Annotated in this window: 20 protein-coding genes; 11 read left to right on the top strand and 9 right to left on the bottom strand. The window is 74.7% G+C overall.

From position 1 onward, the window contains the following. Positions 1-19 precede the first annotated feature (19 nt). Positions 20-1,480 carry a dihydrolipoamide acetyltransferase family protein gene (locus KSK32_RS28695; protein ID WP_216936411.1) on the top strand — a complete coding sequence of 487 codons (1,461 nt, stop codon included), beginning with the start codon at positions 20-22 and terminating at the stop codon, positions 1,478-1,480. 549 nt (positions 1,481-2,029) lie between these two features. After that, positions 2,030-3,301, top strand: coding sequence for an Ig-like domain-containing protein (locus KSK32_RS28690; protein ID WP_216934383.1), 1,272 nt, complete (start codon positions 2,030-2,032; stop codon positions 3,299-3,301). A gap of 62 nt (positions 3,302-3,363) precedes the next feature. On the opposite strand, the gene KSK32_RS28685 is transcribed toward KSK32_RS28690, so the two are convergent. Then, complete coding sequence (locus KSK32_RS28685) at positions 3,364-4,383, bottom strand: SMP-30/gluconolactonase/LRE family protein (RefSeq protein ID WP_216934381.1); 1,020 nt, start codon at positions 4,381-4,383, stop codon at positions 3,364-3,366. Positions 4,384-4,569: 186 nt separating this feature from the next. On the opposite strand from KSK32_RS28685, the gene KSK32_RS28680 reads away from it, so the two are divergent. Continuing rightward, the gene (locus KSK32_RS28680) at positions 4,570-4,968 is read left to right on the top strand and encodes an STAS domain-containing protein (RefSeq protein ID WP_254187224.1); all 399 of its coding nucleotides are present in this window, start codon (positions 4,570-4,572) and stop codon (positions 4,966-4,968) included. Positions 4,969-5,059: 91 nt separating this feature from the next. Here the strand turns inward: KSK32_RS28680 and KSK32_RS28675 are convergent, their stop codons facing one another. Both KSK32_RS28675 and KSK32_RS28670 read right to left on the bottom strand, forming a co-directional pair. Further along, positions 5,060-5,428 carry an FKBP-type peptidyl-prolyl cis-trans isomerase gene (locus KSK32_RS28675; RefSeq protein ID WP_216934377.1) on the bottom strand — a complete coding sequence of 123 codons (369 nt, stop codon included), beginning with the start codon at positions 5,426-5,428 and terminating at the stop codon, positions 5,060-5,062. A 154-nt stretch (positions 5,429-5,582) separates the two neighbouring features. Next, positions 5,583-6,146, bottom strand: a complete 564-nt coding sequence (locus tag KSK32_RS28670; RefSeq protein ID WP_216934374.1) for a DoxX family membrane protein — start codon at positions 6,144-6,146, stop codon at positions 5,583-5,585. 218 nt (positions 6,147-6,364) lie between these two features. Between KSK32_RS28670 and KSK32_RS28665 the strand changes: the two genes are divergently transcribed. Beyond that, entirely contained in the window at positions 6,365-7,063 is a 699-nt protein-coding gene (locus tag KSK32_RS28665) for a CBS domain-containing protein (protein WP_216934373.1), read from the top strand. 24 nt (positions 7,064-7,087) lie between these two features. On the opposite strand, the gene KSK32_RS28660 is transcribed toward KSK32_RS28665, so the two are convergent. Then, entirely contained in the window at positions 7,088-7,810 is a 723-nt protein-coding gene (locus tag KSK32_RS28660; RefSeq protein WP_216934371.1) for a helical backbone metal receptor, read from the bottom strand. A gap of 27 nt (positions 7,811-7,837) precedes the next feature. Beyond that, positions 7,838-8,929, bottom strand: a complete 1,092-nt coding sequence (locus KSK32_RS28655) for a DICT sensory domain-containing protein (RefSeq protein ID WP_216934369.1) — start codon at positions 8,927-8,929, stop codon at positions 7,838-7,840. 106 nt (positions 8,930-9,035) lie between these two features. Here KSK32_RS28655 and KSK32_RS28650 point away from each other — a divergent pair, with 106 nt between their 5' ends. Both KSK32_RS28650 and KSK32_RS28645 read left to right on the top strand, forming a co-directional pair. Continuing rightward, positions 9,036-9,902: a DUF2726 domain-containing protein gene (locus KSK32_RS28650; RefSeq protein ID WP_216934367.1), complete on the top strand. Its 867-nt coding sequence runs from the start codon at positions 9,036-9,038 to the stop codon at positions 9,900-9,902. 309 nt (positions 9,903-10,211) lie between these two features. After that, complete coding sequence (locus KSK32_RS28645) at positions 10,212-11,417, top strand: hypothetical protein (protein ID WP_216934365.1); 1,206 nt, start codon at positions 10,212-10,214, stop codon at positions 11,415-11,417. A gap of 206 nt (positions 11,418-11,623) precedes the next feature. Here the strand turns inward: KSK32_RS28645 and KSK32_RS28640 are convergent, their stop codons facing one another. Beyond that, on the bottom strand, positions 11,624-11,971 hold the full coding sequence (locus KSK32_RS28640; RefSeq protein WP_216934363.1) for an Lsr2 family protein: 348 nt from the start codon (positions 11,969-11,971) through the stop codon (positions 11,624-11,626). A gap of 234 nt (positions 11,972-12,205) precedes the next feature. On the opposite strand from KSK32_RS28640, the gene lon reads away from it, so the two are divergent. Then, positions 12,206-14,542 carry an endopeptidase La gene (lon, locus tag KSK32_RS28635; protein ID WP_216934361.1) on the top strand — a complete coding sequence of 779 codons (2,337 nt, stop codon included), beginning with the start codon at positions 12,206-12,208 and terminating at the stop codon, positions 14,540-14,542. A gap of 72 nt (positions 14,543-14,614) precedes the next feature. Here lon and KSK32_RS28630 read toward each other — a convergent pair whose 3' ends face one another. Together KSK32_RS28630 and KSK32_RS28625 are read right to left on the bottom strand one after the other, a co-directional pair. After that, positions 14,615-16,372: a DEAD/DEAH box helicase gene (locus KSK32_RS28630; protein ID WP_091043571.1), complete on the bottom strand. Its 1,758-nt coding sequence runs from the start codon at positions 16,370-16,372 to the stop codon at positions 14,615-14,617. Positions 16,373-16,490: 118 nt separating this feature from the next. Further along, positions 16,491-17,312 (bottom strand): hypothetical protein, encoded by an 822-nt coding sequence (locus KSK32_RS28625; RefSeq protein ID WP_216934359.1) that lies wholly within the window; start codon positions 17,310-17,312, stop codon positions 16,491-16,493. 132 nt (positions 17,313-17,444) lie between these two features. Here KSK32_RS28625 and KSK32_RS28620 point away from each other — a divergent pair, with 132 nt between their 5' ends. The 3 genes from KSK32_RS28620 to KSK32_RS28610 are packed head-to-tail and all read left to right on the top strand — an operon-like array spanning position 17,445 to position 19,770. Next, the gene (locus KSK32_RS28620; protein ID WP_216934357.1) at positions 17,445-18,590 is read left to right on the top strand and encodes a sensor histidine kinase; all 1,146 of its coding nucleotides are present in this window, start codon (positions 17,445-17,447) and stop codon (positions 18,588-18,590) included. Then, entirely contained in the window at positions 18,587-19,192 is a 606-nt protein-coding gene (locus tag KSK32_RS28615; protein ID WP_216934356.1) for a response regulator transcription factor, read from the top strand. The genes KSK32_RS28620 and KSK32_RS28615 overlap by 4 nt, the downstream gene beginning before the upstream one ends. 44 nt (positions 19,193-19,236) lie before the next feature. Continuing rightward, positions 19,237-19,770, top strand: a complete 534-nt coding sequence (locus KSK32_RS28610) for a 2'-5' RNA ligase family protein (protein ID WP_216934354.1) — start codon at positions 19,237-19,239, stop codon at positions 19,768-19,770. A gap of 39 nt (positions 19,771-19,809) precedes the next feature. On the opposite strand, the gene KSK32_RS28605 is transcribed toward KSK32_RS28610, so the two are convergent. Continuing rightward, positions 19,810-20,370 (bottom strand): DUF1349 domain-containing protein, encoded by a 561-nt coding sequence (locus KSK32_RS28605; RefSeq protein WP_254187222.1) that lies wholly within the window; start codon positions 20,368-20,370, stop codon positions 19,810-19,812. A 6-nt stretch (positions 20,371-20,376) separates the two neighbouring features. On the opposite strand from KSK32_RS28605, the gene KSK32_RS28600 reads away from it, so the two are divergent. Beyond that, entirely contained in the window at positions 20,377-21,120 is a 744-nt protein-coding gene (locus tag KSK32_RS28600) for a helix-turn-helix transcriptional regulator (protein ID WP_216934352.1), read from the top strand. Positions 21,121-21,124 lie beyond the last annotated feature (4 nt).

The following is a 21,124-nucleotide window of genomic DNA, read 5'->3' as shown; positions in this document are numbered from 1 at the left end:
TATGCCCGGTCGGCACGGCATGACAGCGGCGATCGGAACCCGGGACTTTCTCCTGCCCGACCTCGGGGAAGGGCTGAGCGAGGCGGAGATCGTCGAGTGGCGGGTCGCCGTCGGCGACGTGGTCACCGTGGACCAGACAGTGGTCGAGGTGGAGACCGCCAAGGCTGTCGTCGACGTGCCGTGCCCGTACGCCGGACGGGTCGTGGCCCTGCACGGCGCGGCCGGTCAGGTACGCCCGGTGGGCCAGCCCCTCATCACCATCGCGCCGCTCGACGACGCCCCCGACCCGCACGCCACCTACCGTGAGGAGGAGCGGGCCGGGTCCGGCAACGTCCTGATCGGCTACGGCACCGGCCACGGCGGCACGGGCCGGCGTCGGCGCCGGCCACGGCTGGCGCTGGCCACCGATCCCGGCGCACCCGCCTCGGCGGATCTCGCGTCCGGTCCAGCGGCGGGCTCTCCGGTTCCGGCCGGTTCGTCGGTTCCGGCGGGCCCGGATTCGGCCAGCTCGTCGGCTCGGGACGGCACTGCCGCCTCGGCTGACCGCACGGCTGGGCCGGCACCGACCGGCGGCCCGGCGGCGGCGCCGCTGGTCATCTCGCCGATCGTGCGGCGGCTGGCGAAGGAGCACGGCATCGACCTGGCGTCGCTGCGCGGTACCGGGCCAGGTGGTGTGATCCGCCGGGCCGATCTGGACGCCGCCGTGACCGCCCCCGCTCCGGCGGCCCGGCTGGCGGCGGTGCCGGACGTCCCGGCCGCGCACGTCGGGCTCGCCCCGACCGGCGACGGCGACACGGTCATCCCGCTCACCGGCATCCGCAAGGTGATCGCCGACAAGCTCTCCCGCAGCCGCCGGGAGATCCCCGAGGTGACCATCTGGGTCGACGTGGACGCGACCGGACTGCTGGAGACGCGCGCGGCGATCAACGCGGCCACCCCGGACACACCGGTGAGCATCCTGGCACTGCTGGCCCGGATCTGCCTGAGCGGCCTGCGGAGGTACCCGCAGCTCAACGCGCACGTCGACACCGAGGGGCAGCGGATCGTCCAGTCCGCGGGCGTGCACCTGGGCATCGCCGCGCAGACCGACCGCGGCCTGGTCGTGCCGGTGGTGCGGGACGCGCAGCGGCTCACCACCCGGGAACTGGCCGCCGCGCTCGCCGAGACCACGGCGGCGGCCCGGGCCGGCACGCTCCCACCGGCACGGCTGACCGGTGGGACGTTCACGCTCAACAACTACGGCGTGTTCGGCGTGGACGGCTCCACGCCGATCATCAATCACCCGGAGGCGGCGCTGCTCGGCGTCGGGCGGATCGTGGACAAGCCGTGGGTGGTGGACGGGCAGCTCGCCGTCCGCAAGGTGACCCAGATCAGTCTCACGTTCGACCACCGGGTCTGCGACGGTGGCGTGGCCGGCGGCTTCCTGCGCCACGTCGCCGACTGCGTCGAGCAGCCCGCCCTCCTGGTCGCCAACGTCTGACCCCACCCCACCCCCACCCCCGCCCCCGCCCCCGCCCCCGCCCCCGGCCCCGGCCCTCACCCGAGGGCCGGGGCCGCTCCCGTCCCCGCCGCCGCTGGTGGCGTGGGCGAGAGCCGGCTCGGCTGGCGTGCGACGTCCAGCGCTGCCCGTCTTGCGGGACCGCTGGTCCGGTGGGTGGGACAGGTCGAGATCTTGGTACGAAAGTGCCCCTATAGGGGCCGTTCGGTACCAAGATCTCGCCGGGCCGCCCCCTCACGCTCGCCCTCTCCCCGTCGATCATGAGGTTGGCGGGGACGAATCGGACGCCGTACGCCGTCACCTTCATGATCGACGGACGAGGGGCGGGTGGGCGCGAGGCGGGGGCCTGGGGTGGACGAGAGCGGGGAAGGGGGAACCGGGCGGAGGGCGCGTGGGGCGCAAGCCGGGACGGGAATTACCTGTCCGGCACAATTCACGCAGCTGTTTCCGAGCAATTCCGCCGAAGGTGCCACGGCGCGACCCCGGGCCTACAGAATATGGGCGAGAGGGTTCGGAAATGGGGGGCGAAATATGTTTGCGAGGCGCCGACTGACGCTTTTCGCGATGACCGTCGCAGCCGCGCCACTGGCGGTCGGCGCGTGTACCGCCGGCCCGAAGTCGGTGACGAAGCGGGCCGAGGCGGCGCCGCCGTCGGTCTCCGTGACGCCGGCCGACCGCACGCGGGACGTGCCGATCAGCGCGGAGGTGGGGACGAAGGTCAGCAACGGCAAGGTGACAGCCGTCAAGCTGACCGACGACAAGGGCAACGCCGTGCCGGCCCAGCCGCGTGAGGACGGGTCCGGCTGGGTGCCGGACCGGCCGCTCGCCAATTCCCGGACGTACACCGCGGAGGTGACCGCGACCGGCGATTCCGGCAAGACCGCCACGCGGAAGACGACGTTCACGACGATGGCCAAATCCACCAAACCGGCCGTCACCAGCGAATTGTATTTCCGGTCGAATCAGACGTACGGGACGGCGATGCCGGTCGTGCTCGGATTCGACCCCCCGATTCCGGAGGAGGCCCGCGCCGACGTGCAGCGCCGGCTGTTCGTGAAGACCGACCCGCCGCAGCCGGGCACCTGGTCCTGGGTGGCCGACGGCAAGCAGGCCGAGTACCGGGCGCCGGACCGCTGGAAGCCGGGCACCACGATCAGTGTGCGCAGCGGTTTGCAGGGGCTGCCGATCGGCAAGGACGCGATCGGTGACTCCGACCGCATCGCGACCGCCAAGGTCGGCCGGCAGGTGACGCTCGACATCGACAACGGGACCAAGCAGATGACCGTCTACCAGGACGGCAAGGTGCTCAAGAGGATCCCGGTCAGCCTCGGCAAGCCGAGCACGCCGACGTCCAGCGGTGCGATGGTGATCATGGAGAAGCACGAGCACACCACGTTCGACACACGCGGTGAGCCGAACGGCGGCTACGTGGTCGACGTGGACGACGCCCAGCGGCTGACCTGGGGCGGCGAGTTCATCCACTCGGCGCCGTGGTCCGAGGGGGATCAGGGCAGCACGAACGTCTCGCACGGCTGCACGAACGTCTCGGCCACCGCCGCGGACTGGCTGATGGGCATCACACAGGTCGGTGACCTGGTGACGGTCAAGGGCACCGAGGTGAAGCTCGACCAGGGCAACGGTTTCACCGCCTGGAACGTGAGCTGGGACGAGTTCGCCAAGGGCAGCGCGCTGCCCGTACCGGCGGGGCTGAAGCCCACGCAGAGCGCCACGCCGCACCCGGGCGCGGTGGCCGGCGGGTCGTCACCGGCCCCGGCCCCCACGCGGAGCAACAGCGGCGGCTGAACCTGGGGAGGAACGGCCACGGGGCCGGCCCGCGTCCGCGCGGGCCGGGCCCCGCGCCGTGCTCAGTCCAGGCCGACGCGGGCCACCCCGGTCGCGGTCAGGCTGCCCAGCCAGAGGTGGCGGCCGTGTTGCCGCACGCCGGTGACCATCGGGTACGCCCCGCTCGGGCCGTGCAGCGTACGCAGCACCCGGCCCGTGCCGTCGACGAGCGCGACCAGCCCGTAGCGGCGTGGCTGCGGTTGCACCGCCCCTGGTAGCAGGGCCACGATCTGCCGGACCCGGGGATGCGGCAGCAGCCGCTCCATGGCCCGCAGCCGAGGGCTGGGCAACGCGACCCAGTAGGTGCCGTCGCCGACCGCGGAGATGTTGTCCGGGTAGGCGGGCAGGTCGGTGAGCACCGTGGCCCGCCCGCCCGGCAGGTCCACCCGGAGCAGCCGGTGGGTGGCGGTCTCGGCGAGCATCAGCGCCGACTCGTCCGGCGTCAGCGCGAGCCCGTTGGGGAAGTAGAGCCCGTCCGCGACCACGTCGGTGCGCCCGGTGCGCCTGTCGTACGCGAGGATCCGCCCGTTGGGCCGGTGCTCCAGCAGGTCGCGCTTCCAGTGCGAGAGCGGGAACCGGTCGGACGAGTCGGTGAAGTAGACGGTGCCGTCGCGCGCCACGGCCGCGTTGTCGGCCAGGTGCACCGGCGGCGCGGTCCCGGTCAGCTCGTGCACCCGGCCGGCCGGGTCGACCCGCAGCAGACCCCGGTACGCGTCGCAGACCAGCAACCCTCCGTCGACCGGATCCCGTTCGACGCCCAGCGGTCGTCCGCCGGTCTCGGCAAGCAGCGTCGGCGGCGTGCCGGGCGGGGAGTCGGCCGGCCACCACCAGAGCCGGCCGTCCTCGTCGCCGCTGACCACCCGGCCGTCGCCGTCGACCACCACGTCCTCCGGGCCGTGCCCGCCGGCCGGCAGCGGCAGCAGGTCGGCCCGATCGAGCCGGGTGTCAGCGGGCGACCAGGGACCGGTGAGCGGCGGCGGCACCGTGGCCGGCTCGCGGACCGGCCGGATCAGCAGTGGGGCACGCGGGCGGGGGACGACCATCGGCTCATTGTGGTCCGGCGGCGTCGCGCGGGGCAGTCCCCGACGGCGTTTCGCCGACTCCCGCGCGGCGTGGCGTGGCGGCTGCGGGGACGACCCTGAGACAGCTCGGGGTCGGTTCCCGGACACTACCCGGAACCCCCGCCGCGAGGTCCGGAAATGTCGGTGGGGCCGGGTAGGTTCGGCCGTATGGTACCCAGCGTTGAGCGCTTCCACGTGGCGATGGACGTGCACGATCACGTGGTCGAGCTGCGCCCGGTCGGCGAGATCGACATCGCCTCCGTGACGGCGTTCCGGGCCGCGCTCTGGGCGGCGCCCGCCCGGCCGGTGCTGGTGGTCGACCTGTCCGGTGTGCGGCTGCTCTCCGCCGCCGGGGTCCGCGCGCTGGTCGCCACCCACCTGCGGGTCCGGGCCCGCGGTGGCGAGCTGGTGCTCACCGACCCCGACCCGGTGGTGGCCCGGGTGCTGCGGGTGACCGGCCTGCACCGGGTGCTCCCGGTACGCTGCTCCGGCCGAGCGCAGGATCCGCCCGGCCGCGCCCAGGATCTGTCCGGCCGCGCCCACGAACTGGTGGCCTGCGCGGCCTGAACGGCTGCCGGGCCGGGCGCACGCAGCCGGGCCGGGCGCACGCCGGGCCGCCGGCGCGAGTGCCGACGGCCCGACGGGAAGGGCGGTGCGCTCAGCGCACGCCGAGCAGGTCCACCACGAAGACGAGCGTCTCGTTCGGCTTGATGACGCCACCCGCGCCCCGGGCGCCGTAGCCCAGGTGCGGCGGGATGGTGAGCTTTCGCCGGCCGCCCACCTTCATGCCCACGACGCCCTGGTCCCAGCCGGCGATGACCTGGCCGCCGCCGAGCGGGAACTCGAACGTCTCACCCCGGTTCCACGAGGCGTCGAACTCGCGGCCGTTGGAGTGGGCCACGCCCACGTAGTGCACGCTCACCAGTTGGCCCTGGCGGGCCTCCGGGCCGTCGCCGACGGTGATGTCCTCGACGACGAGATCGGCGGGCGGCGCGCCCTCGATCGGGCCGACCTCGGGCTTGTCCATGAGCGGGTCTCCTCGGATGCTGACGGTGTGGTCACAGTCGATCCTGCCGGATCGTGACCGGCCGATACGCGCCGGTCCCCGCACAACGGTGTGGCGGGGACACGAATGAGGGCGGGCGCCGCCTGCCGGCGGCGCCCGCCCCGGGGCGAGCTGGTCACTTCAGCCAGGGGAGACGCTGGACCAGGGGGAGCTTCGCCCAGGCCCGGCCGAGGCCGAGGGTGTTGCCGGCGCCCACCAGGGCCAGGCCGGCCAGCAGGCCCGCGTAGATGAGGTGGTCGTCCATGAAGGGGTTGTTCGCCGGGGGCAGCACTGCCGTCCACATCAGGACCAGGAGCAGCCCTCCCGCGGCGGCGGCGATCCGGATGCCGACGCCGAGCATCAGCGCGACACCGATGCCGAGCAGGCCGACCATGAACAGCCAGTCCGCCCACGCCGCGCCGGCCAGGTTCTGGTAGAAGCCGGCGAACGGTCCCTCGACCGCGTTACCCAGGAAGCCCTTGGTGGGGCTGCCGCCGTTGATCCAGGCGTTCTTCGCCGGGGTCTCGTGGCCCAGGCCGAACATCTTGTCGAGGAAGGCCCAGAGGAACACCCAGCCCAGCGCGAGCCGCAGCCCGGCCCAGACGTAGCGGGTGGCCTTCTGGCGGGTGGTCCCGGTGTGCGCCGCCGGAGCGTTGGTGGCGGCGGGGGTCCGCTCGATTGTCGCGGTCATTGTCTCCACGTCCCTTCCTGTGCCTCGCACCGCGCTTCCCGGTGGCACATTCATTCCACCGCCGCGCGGCGTCCGGCAGCAGGGCCGAGAGGGGCCCTCGTGACCGGGCCGTTGGTCCCGTCCGTACCCGGTCCGGTCGGCCCGTCGCCGCCGGTCCGCCGCCCCTGACCGGGGCGCCCGCCGGCCACCTACCGTCGCAGGTGGAGGCCCGGTACGAGGAGGTCGTGATGAGGACGTGGCAGGTGGCCGACGTGATGACCAGGGACGTCGCGACGGTGACGGAGGAGACGCCGTACCGCGAGGTCGTCGACGTGCTGGTCCGGCAGCGGATCAGCGGTGTGCCGGTGGTGGACTCGTTCCGCCGGGTGCTCGGGGTGATCTCCGAGGCGGACCTGCTGCACAAGGTGGAGCGGTCCGGCCACCCGGACGAGCGGCGGGTCTTCGAGGGGCGGCGCCGCCGTACCGCACGGGAGAAGGCGGGCGCGCTCCTCGCCCGGGATCTGATGACCGCCCCCGCTGTCACCACCCACGAGCGGGCGTCGCTCGCGGCGACCGCCCGGCTGATGGACCACGAGGCGGTCAAGCGGCTCCCGGTGCTCGACGACCTGGGCCGGCTCGCCGGCATCGTCACCCGTGGTGACCTGCTGCGCGTGCATCTACGTACCGACGCGGAGATCCGCGAGGAGGTCGTGCGCGAGGTGCTGCGCCGGGTGCTGTCCGTGCGTGACGGCCTGGTGACGGTCCAGGTCCGTGGCGGCGAGGTCACCATGGACGGGCGACTGGACCGGCGCAGCGCCGTCGAGCTGGCGGGCCGTCTCGCCGCCCAGGTCGCGGGCGTGGTCGCGGTGCACAACGCGATCGGGTACGACGTGGACGACACCACGCTGATGGAACTGGACCCGGTGCACGCCACCCCGGTCGCCTGAGCGCCGCCACCCGGGCCGCACCGGTCAGGTGGGGCCCGCGGTGGCGAGCTGGGCGGCGAGCAGCGCCGGAGCCTCGGCCAGCGACGGGCCGTACCAGGTGAGGTGCCGGCCGGACACCAGCGCCGCCGGCACCCCCGGGAACGCCTCCGGGCCGTCGTCGGCGGTGAACCGGTACGGCTCGTCGGGCAGCACCACGAGGTCCGGCGCCCGAGCGCGCAGCTCGTCCAGGCTCGGCCGGGGATAGCGTTCCGCGTCGCCGGCGTAGCCGTTGCGTACACCGAGCCGGGCCAGCACGTCCCCGGCGAACGTGTCCCGCCCCAGCACCACCCACGGCCGCCGCCACACCGGCACCACAGCGGTGCGGACCCGCTCCGGGGCGGGCAGTGCGGCCCAGGCACGGCGGGCCTCGCGCAGCCACGACGGCACGGCCGGCGCGCCGAGCGCCTCGACCAGCTCACCGAGCTGGTCGAGGGCCTCCGGCACGGTACGCGGGAAGGTGACCCGCACCGGCACCCCGGCCGCGCGTAGCGCCTCGGCGTCGGCCAGCCGGTTCTCCTCCTCGTTGAGCAGCACCAGATCCGGCTCCAGCGCGAGCACCCGGTCCAGGTCCGGGTACTTCGTCCCGCCGACCCGGGCGACGTCCAGCCCGGCCGGATGGGTGCACCAGTCGGTCGCCCCGACCAGCACCTCCGGGCGGGTGGCCGCGACGGCCTCGGTCAGCGACGGCACCAGCGAGACCACTCGCACCGCGTCCCCCTCCTCGAACCGCGCCGGTCAGCGGGCCGCCGCGGTCACGGCGTCGGCGGTCTCCGTCGGCAGGCCGGCCACCGGCACGCCCTTGCGTACCGCCCAGTCGACCGCCGCGCGCAGGTCCGCGGTGGGCAGCGGCCGCCGAGTGGTCACCCCGACCGCCGCGTGCACGGTGTACGCCATGAACGGGTACGACCGGGCCAGCGCGCCGATCGCGTCGTGCAGCCGGCGTACCACCTCCAGCGCGGCCGGTTCGTCGAGCCCGGGCAGAACGAGCTGGAACTCGTTCTCGGTGACGCGCACCGCGCGGTCGACCGGCCGCAGCACGGCGGTGATCGCGGTGAGCACGGCATGCCCCTCCCGGGCGACGCCGCGGCGGCCGAAGCGTTCCGGCGATCCGGGCGGCGCGTCCACACGCAGGCCGACCAGCGCCACCGGCAGCGTGCCGGAGGCGGTCACCCCGTCCGCGCCGGACCACCGGGCCAGGCCGGCTTCCTCCAGCATCGTCTCGGCCGGCTCGACCGGCTGGTGGCGCCGGTCGCCGCGGCGGGCCAGCATCCGCAGCGCCGCCTCGGCACGCGGTTCGCCCGGCCCGGCCGGGATGTCCCGCACCCGGCCGATCGCCTCGTCCAGCGCGGCACGAGCCGCGGCGGGCAGCCGCTCGGCGAGCTGTTCGCGCAGCCGGATCGCCTCGTGCAGCGCCTCGTCGCGGCGGAAGCCCCAGCGTCCCTCGAACAGGCGGCCGGACTCCAGCGTGGGCGCGGGCGCCACCTCGGCCCGGTCGTGCGCGACGAGTGTGGCGCCGAAACGTGGGCTGAGCGCCACCACCGTCCACTCCCGGGCCAGTGCCTCCGCCTCGTCGAGCGGCACGCCGTAGGCACCCTCGGGCAGGTCGGGCGGCGGCCCGCCGACCATCGCCACCACCGTCACGGCGGCGCGGCCGGCGATGCGCCGGTAGACCTCGCGCTCCCGGGCGAAGTACGGCAGCCGCTGGAACAGCGCGAGCACGACGAGCGGGCCGTCCTCGGCCTCGGCGAGCGCGGCGCGTTCGATGGCGTGGGAAACGGCGACGAGACTGCGTTTGGTGAACTGTTCCGGGGTCCGTCCGCTGGGCACGGGCAGAGCCTAGAGGGACGGGCGCGGTAGCGCACCGGTCGGCCGGACCGGTCGTGCCCCACCACATAGACTCGGGCGTCGACCGGACGAGGGGGATCGGGGCGAGATGACGAGCACAGGCAGCGTGACCGCCTCCTGGCTGCGGCCGATCCCGCGCGGGGCCGCGCCGTCCCTGGTCCGTGCCGGTCACCTCGGTCACGGCGGGCGGCGGCTCGGCGACCTGGTGCAGGGCCGCCCGCCGGGGGTCACCGGCAGCCAGTGGAGCACCGCCGGACGCGCGTCGCTCGACCTGGTGGTCTGCGCCGCCGACACCGGGCTGCCGCGCTTCGCGGTGCGGTTCACCGCGCCGGTCCCGGACGGATCGTCCGCGCGGCGGGAAGAACGGCTGACCGACGCGGTCTGCGCCGCCGTCGGCCTGCCGCTGCTGCGCGTCGAGTCGCCGGCGCTGGGTGGCGCTGAGCAGGTCCGCCGGTTCGCCGAGTACGTGCTGGACGCGCGGGCGTACGCCGACGGCACCGACCCGGACGGCGGCGACGCGGTCGGCTTCCGGGACATCATCGGCCGGCTGCCGGACGGCCGGCGGGGACCGGTGAACGACCTGGGGGCGCTGGCCCGGGTCGAGGCGGTCGAGGCGTACGTGGCGGGCCGCATCGCCGACCCGATCGTGCGTGGCCTGCACGTGCGCTGGACCGACGGCCCGGCGGAGGGCTGGGCCTGGGCCGAGGTGCGGCCCGGCCGCTGCCTGCTGGAGCGGGTCCGGCTGACCTCGCGCGGTTTCTCCTGCGGCGTCGACCCGGGGCGGCTCGCCGAGGACCTGGCCGCTGTGGCGCTGGGGGAGCGGCTGCGCGACCTCGACGGCGCAGCGCCGTCCCTGGTGGACCGCGCCGAGCTTCTCCGGCGGGTACGCGCGCTGGCCGCGCAGCGGGACTCCTTCGACGGCGGGTTCGCGTTCGACCACCTCTGCGCCGACTGAGCCGTCCTCGCCGGCGAGGACGGCGGCTTTCGATTTTTTTCCGCTCTCCGGTTGAACCTTCGCCGACGGCGCTCCGTACCTCATCGGGAATGGACGCAGATCTTCCCCGCCGCGCCCCGACGGTGCGGAGACGGTGCGGAAAGGGCATCGTCGGCCATTGACGTGCGACCGAGCGTCGCAGTGATCTCACACCCCGAATTCGTCGGTCCGCCGGGATCACCAGTCAACTACCGGATCGAGAAGGAGAGCAATTCGATGCGCAGGTCCACACGGGCGCGCCGGGCATCCGGTAACGCGCGGAGCAAGCGGATGCTGGCGGTTGTCGGCACGCTCGCGGTCTTCGGCGGCATCGTCGCCGTCACCCAGATCTCGTCCGCCCAGGACCGGCGGACGACCACCCGCGCCGCCTCGGCGTCCTGCGTGCCCGCGAGCCCCGGGGCGACCGCCCCGAAGGGCCAGGGGAGCACCACTCGTACGTGGCAGAACGGCCGCTGGGTCCGCAACCACTGGGGCGACGGCCAGATGTCGCCGGCCGAGTGCCAGCAGACGAACGCGGGCGGTGCGGGCGCCGGCACCCCGACCGTGGCCTGCCCGGACGTCCGCGGCCGGCTGCCGCAGGTGCCCGACCGGGCCCGGGCCGAGGTGGACCGTAACCTGGCGTTGCTGGAGAGCCAGATCGCCGAGGCGAACCGCCGGCTCGCGGCGGACGGCCGAAACGGCGGTGAGTTCATCAACAATGCGATCCTGCGTCCGCTCGCGGACAAGCGGACCGCCACGCTCAACCGGATCGCCACCGCCATCGGCCGGGTCGCCCAGCGTCCGCAGGGCCTGGACCAGCTCGCCCAGTGCGCGGTGACCGATGCCCCTCAGAACGGCGGGAACAACGGCGGCCAGAACGGCGGGAACAACGGCGGCCAGAACGGCGGCGGGAACAACAACGGCGGTGGCCAGAACAACGGCGGCGGAAACGGCCTGGACGTGCTCGCCAAGGACTGCTCCGACAGCGAGCTTCAGGCCCACGACGGCTTCCAGAACGGCAACCGGTGCGTGAGCACCGCGTTCGGTGAGGTGGGCGCCGCGGCGAACAACCCGTCGCTGCTGATCACGCAGTTCCCGAACCAGGTGCGGCGCAACCAGCCGTTCACGCTCCGGGTCACCACCAAGAACCTGGTGCGGGACCGCTTCCTCGCCGCCGGCCAGGGCGGCTACTACCTGGAGAGCTCGCTGCTCAACGGGCAGGGCCTGGTGCGCGGCCACTTCCACACCGCCTGCCGGATGCTCGGCAGCACCCGGCAGCCTCCGAACCCGCAGGACGTGCCGGCGTTCTTCGTCGCCACGGAGGACGGGCGGGGCAGCGAGCAGCCGGACGACGTGCTGATCCAGATCCCGGGCCTGGCGCAGTCGGGCGTGGCGCAGTGCGCGGTCTGGGCCGGTGACGGCTCGCACCGCATCCCGATGATGGAGCGGGCGAACCAGACCCCCGCCATCGACGTGGTGCGCATCCGCGTCAACTGATCGGGCGATCGGCAGCGGCCGTCCGGAGGGCTCCTCCGGGCGGCCGCTGCCGTTCCCGCGTACGGGCACGGTGGGAGGTGGTCCCGAAAGAAATCTCATCCCGGCGGTATCCGGCGAGATGAAAAGCGCCGGCCGTAGAAAGCCGATCGGGGCCACGCCGATTTCTCAGCGTGACCCCGGGATGCCCGACGGTGAACCGGCGGCGGTCAGCGGTTCTTGTACGCCTCGACGACCGACACCGGGATGCGCCCGCGCTCGGAAATCTCGAACCCGTTCTTGGCGGCCCATTCCCGGATGGCGCGGTTCTGCTCGCGGTCCATTCCCGAGGTGCTCGGCCGGGTGGTGCGGCGGGCGCCGCGGGGGACCTCGGCCGCTCCCCGGCCCATTCGCCTGCCAGCGCTGATGTACGGATCCAGCGCCTTGCGCAGGACGCCCGCGTTCTCGTCGGAGACGTCGATCGTGTACGCCACGCCGTCCAGGCTGAACTCGACGGTCCGATCGGCCTTTCCGCCGTCGAGGTCGTCGGTCAGAACGGTGATTACTTTCCTTGCCATCGCCATTACTCCCTGTGTCGGGCGGGGTGTGGCTAAGAGTTTGACCTACCGCGTGGTAATTCCGCAACAATAGCCCGCTGTTTCCATTCGGCGGGTCGCGCTAAAGGGTGCCGCCATTGGGTGCGGGGCGCGGGAACGCGGCGGCTCGGAGTGGTGTGGGTCACAACCCGGAACAAGGGGCACGTTTTGTTACTTGAGCCAGACACGCTCAACCAACGCGATGGCAGGTGTTCGATGGCAACTCTTCCGGTACTCCCACTGACCGACGCCGTCCTGCTGCCCGGGATGGTCATCCCGGTGACCCTCGACCCGACCACCCAGGCCGCTGTCGACGCGGCGCGCGCCACCGGCGACAAGGAACTCCTGGCCGTACCCCGCATCGACGGCGAGTACGGCTCCGTCGGCGTGGTCGCCACGATCGAGAAGGTGGGCCGGCTGCCCAGCGGCGAACCGGCGGCGGTCATCCGCGGTCTGACCCGCGCCCGCATCGGCTCCGGCGTGCCCGGCCCCGGCGCCGCGCTCTGGGTCGGGGCGACCCCACTCGACGAGCCCGCACCGGCGGGCCGCGCCCGGGAACTCGCCCGCGAGTACCGCGCGCTCATGACGTCGGTGCTCCAGCAGCGCGGCGCCTGGCAGGTGATCGACGCGATGGAGCGGATGACCGACCTGTCCGAGCTGGCCGACTCGGCCGGGTACGCGCCCTGGCTCAGTCTGACGCAGAAGACCGAACTGCTCGCCGCGCCGGACGTCACCGCCCGGCTGGAACTGCTCGTCGGCTGGGTGAAGGAACACCTCGCCGAGCAGGAGGTCACTGAGCAGATCAACAGCGACGTCCGCGAAGGGCTGGAGAAGTCCCAGCGGGAGTTCCTGCTCCGCCAGCAGCTCGCCGCGATCCGCAAGGAACTGGGCGAGGACGAGCCGGACGGCTCCGCCGACTACCGCTCCCGGGTGGAGTCCGCCGACCTGCCGGAGAAGGTCCGCGAGGCGGCGCTGCGCGAGGTCGGAAAGCTGGAGCGGGCCAGTGACGCCTCACCCGAGGCGGGCTGGATCCGTACCTGGCTGGACACCGTCCTGGAGATGCCGTGGAACACGCGTACCCAGGACGACACGGACCTTGGTGCGGCCCGGGCCGTGCTCGACGCCGACCACGCCGGCCTGGCCGACGTGAAGGACCGCATCCTGGAGTACCTCGCGGTACGCAACCGGCGCGCGGAGCGCAACCTCGGCGTGGTCGGCGGCCGCGGATCCGGCGCGGTGCTGGCCCTGGCCGGTCCGCCCGGTGTCGGCAAGACCAGCCTCGGCGAGTCGGTCGCCCGGGCGCTGGGCCGCACCTTCGTCCGTGTCTCCCTCGGCGGCGTCCGGGACGAGGCGGAGATCCGCGGCCACCGGCGCACCTACGTCGGCGCGCTGCCCGGCCGGATCGTGCGGGCGCTGCGCGAGGCCGGCTCGATGAACCCGGTCGTGCTGCTCGACGAGGTCGACAAGCTGGCCGCCGGCTACTCCGGCGACCCGGCGGCGGCCCTGCTGGAGGTGCTCGACCCGGCGCAGAACCACACGTTCCGCGACCACTACCTGGAGGTCGACCTCGACCTGTCCGACGTGCTGTTCCTGGCCACCGCCAACGTGGTCGAGGCGATCCCCGGCCCGCTGCTGGACCGGATGGAGCTGGTCGCGCTGGACGGCTACACCGAGGACGAGAAGGTCGCCATCGCCCGGGACCACCTGCTGCCCCGGCAGCGGGAACGGGCCGGGCTGACCACCGACGAGGTGACGGTCGCCGACGAGGCGCTGGCACTGATCGCGGGCGAGTACACCCGGGAGGCCGGCGTCCGGCAGCTCGAACGGGCCCTCGCGAAGATCCTGCGCAAGGTCGCCGTCGCGCTCGCCACGGACGCCGCGCCGGTGCACGTCGACGCCGGGAACCTGGCCCGCTACCTGGGCCGGCCGAAGTTCACCCCGGAGTCGGCCGAACGCACCGCCGTGCCCGGCGTGGCGACCGGCCTGGCCGTCACCGGCGCCGGTGGTGACGTGCTGTTCATCGAGGCCACCACGATGGAGGGCGAGCCGGGGCTGACGCTCACCGGCCAGCTCGGCGACGTGATGAAGGAGTCCGCGCACATCGCGTGGTCGTACCTGCGGTCGAACGGACGGCGCTACGGGCTGGACCCGAACGCGCTGGCCGGGCGGCGGATCCACCTGCACGTCCCGGCGGGCGCGGTGCCCAAGGACGGCCCGAGCGCGGGCATCACCATGGTGACCGCGCTGGCGTCCCTGGTCACCGGGCGGCCGGTGCGGCCCGAGTTCGGGATGACCGGCGAGGTGACGCTCTCCGGCCGGGTGCTGCCGATCGGCGGGGTGAAGCAGAAGCTGCTCGCCGCGCACCGGGCCGGTCTCACCGAGGTGATCATTCCGAAGCGCAACGAGCCGGACCTGGACGACCTGCCGGAGCAGGTGCGGGAGGCGCTGACCGTGCACACCCTTTCCGACGTGGCGGACGTGCTCGCGCTGGCGCTGCGCCCGGCCGGGATCGGCACGGAGTCGCTGGACGGTCCGGCGCTCGCCGCGGCCTGACGACCGTCGCCCCGGCCACCGTACGCGCGGTGGCCGGGGCGACGTCGCGTCCGCCCGCCGAAGGCGCCGGGCTCAGCGGCGGTCGCGCCGCTCGTAGCCCCGGTCGCGGCGCTCGCCCGGGCCGTCGCCGTCCCGGTCCCGGCGTACCGTCGCCTTGCGCCCCTTGATGGTGGTGCCACGCAGCCCCGCGATGATCTCGTCGGCCACCGCCTGCGGCACCTCGACCAGCGAGAACCGGTCGGCGATCTCGATCGAGCCGATGTCCCGGCCACTGATCCGGGTCTCCCCGGTGATCGCGCCGACCAGGTCCTGCGGCCGAACCCCGGCCCGGCGGCCCAGCCCGATGAAGACCTGGGTGGTACCGCCGGTACGCGGGCGGCCCGGGCCCCGGCGCTCGCCCCGCCCGCCGGTCTCCGGCCGGCCCTCGCGCGGGCCGCGGACCGGAACCTGCGGGATCTCCTCCTCGTCGTCCGAGCCCGGCGACGTCGCCTCGTGCGCCAGCTTCACCGCCGCCAGCGCCACCTCGACCAGGTCGAACTCGTCGGTGAGCGACTCCACGATCGCCCGGTACGGGTCGAGGTCGTCCTCCAGCAGGCTCTCCCGCAGCGCGCCCTGGGTCAGCTCCAGTCGCCGGGTACGCATGTCCGCCACCGTGGGGATCTTGTCGATGGCGATCCGCTGCCCGGTGACCCGCTCGATGGTCTTGAGCATCCGGTGCTCACGCGGCTCGGCGAGCGTGATCGCCACGCCCTCCCGGCCGGCCCGGCCCACCCGGCCGATCCGGTGCACGTACGACTCCGGTGCCGACGGTACGTCGTAGTTGACCACGTGGGTGAGCTGCTCGACGTCCAGCCCTCGGGCCGCCACGTCGGTGGCCACGAGCAGGTCGGCCGTCCCGGACCGCAGCCGGCCCATCACCCGGTCCCGCTGCTCCTGGCTCATCCCGCCGTGTAGCGCCTCGGCCCGGTAGCCCCGGCCGTTCATCGTCTCGGTGAGCCGGTCCACCTCCTCCCGGCTGCGGCAGAACACGATCGCCGCGGTGGGCGACTCCACGTCCAGCACCCGGCCCAGCGCGGCCGGCTTGTGGCCCCGGGCCACGATGTACGCGCTCTGCCGCACCCGGGGCGCCTCCCCGGCGACCGGCCGCTCCCGCTCGATCCGGATGCGGACCGGGTCGGTCAGGTGCTGCCGGGCCAGCCCGTCGATCCGGGCCGGCATGGTGGCCGAGAACAGCACCGTCTGCCGGCCGGCCGGGGCGTGCTCCAGGATCGCCTCGATGTCCTCGGCGAAGCCCATGTCGAGCATCTCGTCCGCCTCGTCCAGCACGACCGTGGCCAGCGCGCCGAGCCGCAGCGTGCCCCGGGCGATGTGATCGAGGGCCCGGCCCGGCGTCGCCACCACCACGTCCACCCCGTGGTCGAGCGCGCGCAGCTGCCGGCCGATCGGCTGCCCGCCGTAGATCGGCAGCACCCGCGCGCCCAGATCCTTGCCGTATCTGTGGAACGCCTCGGAGACCTGCACGGCCAGCTCCCGCGTCGGCACCAGCACCAGCGACACCGGGTCGCCCTCGGCCCGCCCCACCGGCATCCGCTGCAACAGCGGCAGCGCGAACGCGGCGGTCTTGCCCGTACCGGTCGCCGCCTGACCCAGCAGATCCTGCCCGGCCAGCAACGGAGGGATGGCCTCCCGCTGGATCGGCGTCGGTTCCTCGTAGCCGAGCGCGGACAGCGCGCCCAGCAACTCGGTGCGCAGCCCGAGGTCGGCGAACGCGATGGCCTCCTCGGCGTCGGCGGGAACGGCGGGGTCGGTCGGGGTCGGTGCGGCGGTCATGCGACAAGCTTTTCATCACCGCCGCGCGGCGGTCGCGGCGACCGGGGCAAACGTTCGCCGCGCCACCCGTGTGCCGTCCCGTCCGGGTGATCCGGCGCGGCCCCGTGCCCTCGCCGGATCACCGGGACAGGACGGCCAGCAGCGTGGTGAGGCCCACTCCGACGTCGAACACCGCGCACCACAGCGCGTAGCCGCGTGGCACCACGGCGCCGGTGCGGTGGTACCAGGCGTCCCAGGCCGCATGGACGAGCCAGCCCACGCCCACCAGCACCCCGGCGAGGTCGGCGGAGGCGATCACCGCCACGACCGCCAGCCCGCCCCACACGGCCGCCCCGGCGAGCTGCACGGCCAGCGCGCGCCGGTCGCCCCACTGCCGCCGCCAGGTGCCGATCAACAGGTAGCCGGCCGGCAGGACCAGCAGCGTCCACGGCGCGAAGACGGTCGGCGCGAACCACATGTCCACGGTCATGAGCAGCCCCAGACCGGCCGGCCAGCCGCGCGCCACGGCCGCGGTGACCGGGCGCGGCGGCGCGGCGGCCGTGTGCCGGTGCCGCAGGGCCACCAGCAGCATCGCCGGCACCATCAGCAGGTGACCGCCGAGCAGCAGCGTGTCGTGCCCGACCCATCCCGCCCACCAGGGCGGGAGCAGCAGCAGGAACGGCACGTACATGGCCGCCGACATCTCCGCGGTGGCGGCCCGGTCGTCCCCTCGGTACCACATCCAGGCGGCCATGCCCGCCGCCATGTTCGTCGCCATCACCAGCGCGCCCACGTCCGGCCGCGCCAGCACCGCCGCGCCGCCCAGCAGGCCGCCGGCGACCTGCCACAGCGGCCCGAGCAGCACCATCCCGGCCACCATCGCCACCACCATCCCGGCCAGGTGCCGGGTCCGCGCCCATCCGGCCCACCGCCGGGGTACGCCCACAGTCATCTCCGTCATGCCCCGACCCTGCCGCCGCTCGGCGCACCGGAGAAGGCGCGTCCGTCACCGGGAAACCGTGCGGATCGCACGGTCCGGCCGTGACATCTCCCGGGGGTGGCCGGGGCGGTGCACGCCCTAGGATCGGCGGGCATGACAGTCGATTCCGCCGACCACCGGCTGCGCCGGGCCCGGCGGGTCACCCTGCTGTCGCTGGCCACGAACGTGTGGACCACTGTGCTGCTGCCCGTCGTCGGCCTGGCCCGTGAACCCGGCCCGGTGCGCGTCGCGCTCGGCGCCGCCGGGCTGCTCGCGTTCACCGCCGCCCAGATCGCGGTGCTGCACGCCGCGGTCACCCCGTGGCTGCCCGTACCGGCCCGCCGCCGCCGGCATGCCGCGCTGACCGTGGCGGCGCTGCTCAGCCTGCCGCTGCTCGGCCCGGTCGCGGCCGGATCCTGGCCGACCTGGGCGTGGCTCGGGGCGTCCCTGGTCGGCATGACGCCGCTGCTGTTCCGGCCTGTCGTCGCGGCGGTGGCGGCGGCCGGCGTCCTCGCGGTGTCCGCCGCCGTCACCTGGTCGACAGGTGGGCCGGTGCTCACGGCGCTGCTGGTCACCGGCGTGGTGGGCGCCGGGATCGCCGCGCTCACCTGGATCCAGGTCTGGTTCTGGGACCTGCTCGTCGAGGCCCGGCAGGGGCAGGCCGCCCAGGCGCGGCTCGCCGCGGCCGAGGAACGGCTGCGCTTCGCCCGGGACGTACACGATCTGCTCGGCCACGACCTGACAGTGATCGCGCTCAAGGCCGAGCTGGCGGAGCGGCTGGCGTCGCGCGACGCCGGCCGGGCCGCCCGGGAGGCGGCCGAGGCCCGGCGGCTGGCCGGCTCGGCGCTGACCCGGGTGCGGGCGGCGGTGCACGGCTACCGCGCCGTCGACCTGGCCGAGCAGGCCGCCGCGGTGGGGGAGGTGCTGCGCTCCAGCGGGGTACGCACGACGGTGGTCCCGCCCGCCGGTGAGGTGCCCGCGCCGGTCGCCGCCGACCTGGCCGCGGTGCTGCGCGAGGCCGGGACGAACGTGCTGCGGCACAGCCGGGCCGGCTGGTGCCGGATCGAGATCATCCGGGAGGACGGCGTGGTGACAGTGACCGTCAGCAACGACGGTGTCCGTGCCGGCGGTGGACCGGACCCGCTGAGCGGCGGCCTGCGCGGCCTGGCCGATCGGCTCGCACCGGCCGGCGGCCGGGTCCGGGCCGAGGCCGCCGACGGTGTGTTCAGCCTGGTCGCGACCGTGCCGGTGACGCCGTGATCCGGGTCCTGCTGGCCGACGACGAGGAGCTGATCCGGCTCGCGCTCGCCGCCCTGCTCGACCTGGAACCGGACATCGAGGTGGTCGCCCACGCCTGCGACGGGCGCGGAGCCCTGGACGCGGCGCTGGCCCACCGCCCCGACGTCGCCGTGCTCGACCTGGAGATGCCGCCGCCCGGCGGCGTCGAGGTCGCCGCCGAGCTGACCCGGGCGCTGCCCGGCTGCGCCCCGGTGATCCTCACCGGACACGGCCGGCCCGCCCAGCTCCGGCCGGCGCTCACCGCCGGGGTGCGGGGGTTCCTCGCCAAGGGCGCCCCCGGCGGCGCGCTGGCCGACGTGATCCGCCGGGTGCACTCCGGGGCGCGTTACGTCGATCCCGCGCTGGCGGCCGACGCGCTGACGTTGCCCGAGTGCCCGCTGACGCCGCGTGAGCTGGAGACGCTGCGGCTGGCCGAGCTGGGCACCCCGGTCGCGGTGATCGCCCGGCGGACCCATCTGGCCACCGGAACGGTCCGCAACCACCTGAGCGCCTGTGTGCAGAAGCTCGGCGCCGCCGACCGCGCGGAGGCGGTCCGGCGGGCGCGCGAGGCCGGCTGGCTCTGACGTACGGGGCGTCGCGGGCGGTCGCCGGCGACTAGCCTGATCACGTGCGGACGGTCGAACTGCTCTGCTCACCCGAACTGGAAGCGGCGGTTCGCGCTGCCTGGGACCGGCTCGCCGCCGCCGGGCTGCCCAGCCTGGCCCGCAACACGCACCCGACGAACCGGCCGCACCTGACGCTCGCCTCGGTCGAGGACTTCCCGCCCGGCGTCGAGCAGCGACTGGCCGACCTCTGCGACGCGGCGCTGCCGCTGCCGGTGCGGCTGGGCCGGGTGGCGGTGCTGGACGGCAGCGCGCCGCTGGTGTGGCTGGTCCGCCCGACCCCGCAGCTCGTCGCGCTGCACGGCGCGGTCTGGGACGTGCTCGCCGAGGCGTCCGGCGGGCACTCGTGGCACCTGCCCGGCCGGTGGGTGCCGCACCTGAGCCTGGCGTTGCGGTTCGGTGCGGCGGACCGGCGCCGGGCTCGGGCGGTCGCCGGGGCGCATCCGCCGGCCGGTGCGTTCGTGGCGGCGCGCAGCTACGACGGCGACACCCGCACGGTCAGCGAGCTGACCACCGCCTCCCCCCGTACCGGCGGCTGAGCCGGGGCCGCCCCGGAGCGGGCACGGCCCCGGACGTCGTCAGCGGTGGAAGCGCAGGTAGTCGAACTCCGCCGTCACCGCCGGTGTCGCGCCGCCGTGTGCCACCAGCCCGATCCGGGGCGTCGTGCCGGCCGGCAACGTCCACACCGCGCCCCACGTCCAGCGCTTCCCGTCCGGGCTGGACCCGGCCCGGAACTCGTGCTCCCCGTTCACCGGGTCGACGCGGTGGGCGAGCCGCAGCCAGGTGGTGGTGCCGGGGGTGCCGACGATGCTGCCGCCGTACACGGGTTGTCCGGCGAAGGGCAGCTCGTAGCCGTACTCGACCTGCCGGGTGTTCCAGATCGCCACCTGGGTCAGCCGGGCGAACCGGTCGTCGTCGATGTACGCGACCAGGCCCGCCTGCTGGTAGTTGCGCACGCTGTCCTCGCCCAGGTCCAGCGTCACCTTCGTCTCGGCGACGTAGTTCCGGGCGGGCGCGTCACGCAGCAGCACCCCCGCCGTGTTGCCGGTGCCGGACAGGTCGGCGTCCTGCACCGGCCAGCGCAGCGCGCCGCCTGCCACGGTGGCGGCCGGGTCCTGGCGTACCCACTGTGTCAGCATGGGCCGATGACGACTGGCGCCGACGGCCGCGCACTCGCCGGGTTCGCCGCGCTGCTCGCCGACCCCACCCGGGCCGGCTTCTGCCTCGCCCTGCTCGACGGCCGCGCCTGGACCGCCGGAGAGCTGGCCCGCGCCGCCGGGGTCGCCCCGTCCACCGCGAGCGACCACCTCACCCGGCTGGTGGCCGGTGGCCTGCTCGTCGAGGAGCGGCAGGGCCGCCACCGGTACGTCCGCCTCGCCGACCCGGCCGTCGCCCAGCTCGTCGAGGACCTGGCCGCGCGGGCGCCCGCCCCGGCCACCCCGCCCCGCACGTTGCGCGCCGCGTCCGCAGGCGCCGCCCTGGCGTACGCCCGCGCCTGCTACGACCATCTGGCCGGGCGGCTCGGCGTGCTGCTGCACGACGCCCTGCTCACGCGTGGCGTGCTCGACCGCTCCGGCGGCCTCGCGCTGACCGGCACCGGCGTGACCTGGCTGGCCGGTCTCGGCGTACCCGTCGAACCGTTGCGCGCCACCCGGCGGCCCCTCGTCCGCGACTGCCTGGACTGGACCGAACGACGCCCGCACCTGGCCGGTGCGCTCGGGGCGGCCCTGTGCGGGCGCTTCCTCGACCTCGGCTGGACCGTGCGCGGCACCGGCCGGGCGATCCGGGTCACCCCGGCGGGGCGGGACGCGCTGGCCGAGACGCTCGGACTCGACCCGGCGCTGCTGGCCCCGCCCGCCTCCCGCGACAGCGGTCCCGCCCGCGCCTGACCTG

Source organism: Micromonospora sp. WMMB482 (assembly GCF_019038635.1).
In the GTDB taxonomy this organism is placed as follows: Bacteria; Actinomycetota; Actinomycetes; order Mycobacteriales; family Micromonosporaceae; genus Micromonospora; species Micromonospora marina.
Note: the sequence above shows the minus strand (reverse complement) of the source record. Positions and strands in the feature narration are given on the sequence as shown.

Excerpts from the sequence above, each read along its gene's own strand:
- KSK32_RS28695 (WP_216936411.1), top strand. The coding sequence starts at position 20 with ATGACAGCGGCGATCGGAACCCGGGACTTTCTCCTGCCCGACCTCGGG.
- KSK32_RS28690 (WP_216934383.1), top strand. The coding sequence starts at position 2,030 with ATGTTTGCGAGGCGCCGACTGACGCTTTTCGCGATGACCGTCGCAGCC.
- KSK32_RS28685 (WP_216934381.1), bottom strand. The coding sequence starts at position 4,383 with ATGGTCGTCCCCCGCCCGCGTGCCCCACTGCTGATCCGGCCGGTCCGC.
- KSK32_RS28680 (WP_254187224.1), top strand. The coding sequence starts at position 4,570 with ATGGTACCCAGCGTTGAGCGCTTCCACGTGGCGATGGACGTGCACGAT.
- KSK32_RS28675 (WP_216934377.1), bottom strand. The coding sequence starts at position 5,428 with ATGGACAAGCCCGAGGTCGGCCCGATCGAGGGCGCGCCGCCCGCCGAT.
- KSK32_RS28665 (WP_216934373.1), top strand. The coding sequence starts at position 6,365 with ATGAGGACGTGGCAGGTGGCCGACGTGATGACCAGGGACGTCGCGACG.
- KSK32_RS28650 (WP_216934367.1), top strand. The coding sequence starts at position 9,036 with ATGACGAGCACAGGCAGCGTGACCGCCTCCTGGCTGCGGCCGATCCCG.
- KSK32_RS28645 (WP_216934365.1), top strand. The coding sequence starts at position 10,212 with ATGCTGGCGGTTGTCGGCACGCTCGCGGTCTTCGGCGGCATCGTCGCC.
- KSK32_RS28640 (WP_216934363.1), bottom strand. The coding sequence starts at position 11,971 with ATGGCAAGGAAAGTAATCACCGTTCTGACCGACGACCTCGACGGCGGA.
- lon (WP_216934361.1), top strand. The coding sequence starts at position 12,206 with ATGGCAACTCTTCCGGTACTCCCACTGACCGACGCCGTCCTGCTGCCC.
- KSK32_RS28630 (WP_091043571.1), bottom strand. The coding sequence starts at position 16,372 with ATGACCGCCGCACCGACCCCGACCGACCCCGCCGTTCCCGCCGACGCC.
- KSK32_RS28625 (WP_216934359.1), bottom strand. The coding sequence starts at position 17,312 with ATGACGGAGATGACTGTGGGCGTACCCCGGCGGTGGGCCGGATGGGCG.
- KSK32_RS28620 (WP_216934357.1), top strand. The coding sequence starts at position 17,445 with ATGACAGTCGATTCCGCCGACCACCGGCTGCGCCGGGCCCGGCGGGTC.
- KSK32_RS28605 (WP_254187222.1), bottom strand. The coding sequence starts at position 20,370 with ATGCTGACACAGTGGGTACGCCAGGACCCGGCCGCCACCGTGGCAGGC.
- KSK32_RS28600 (WP_216934352.1), top strand. The coding sequence starts at position 20,377 with ATGACGACTGGCGCCGACGGCCGCGCACTCGCCGGGTTCGCCGCGCTG.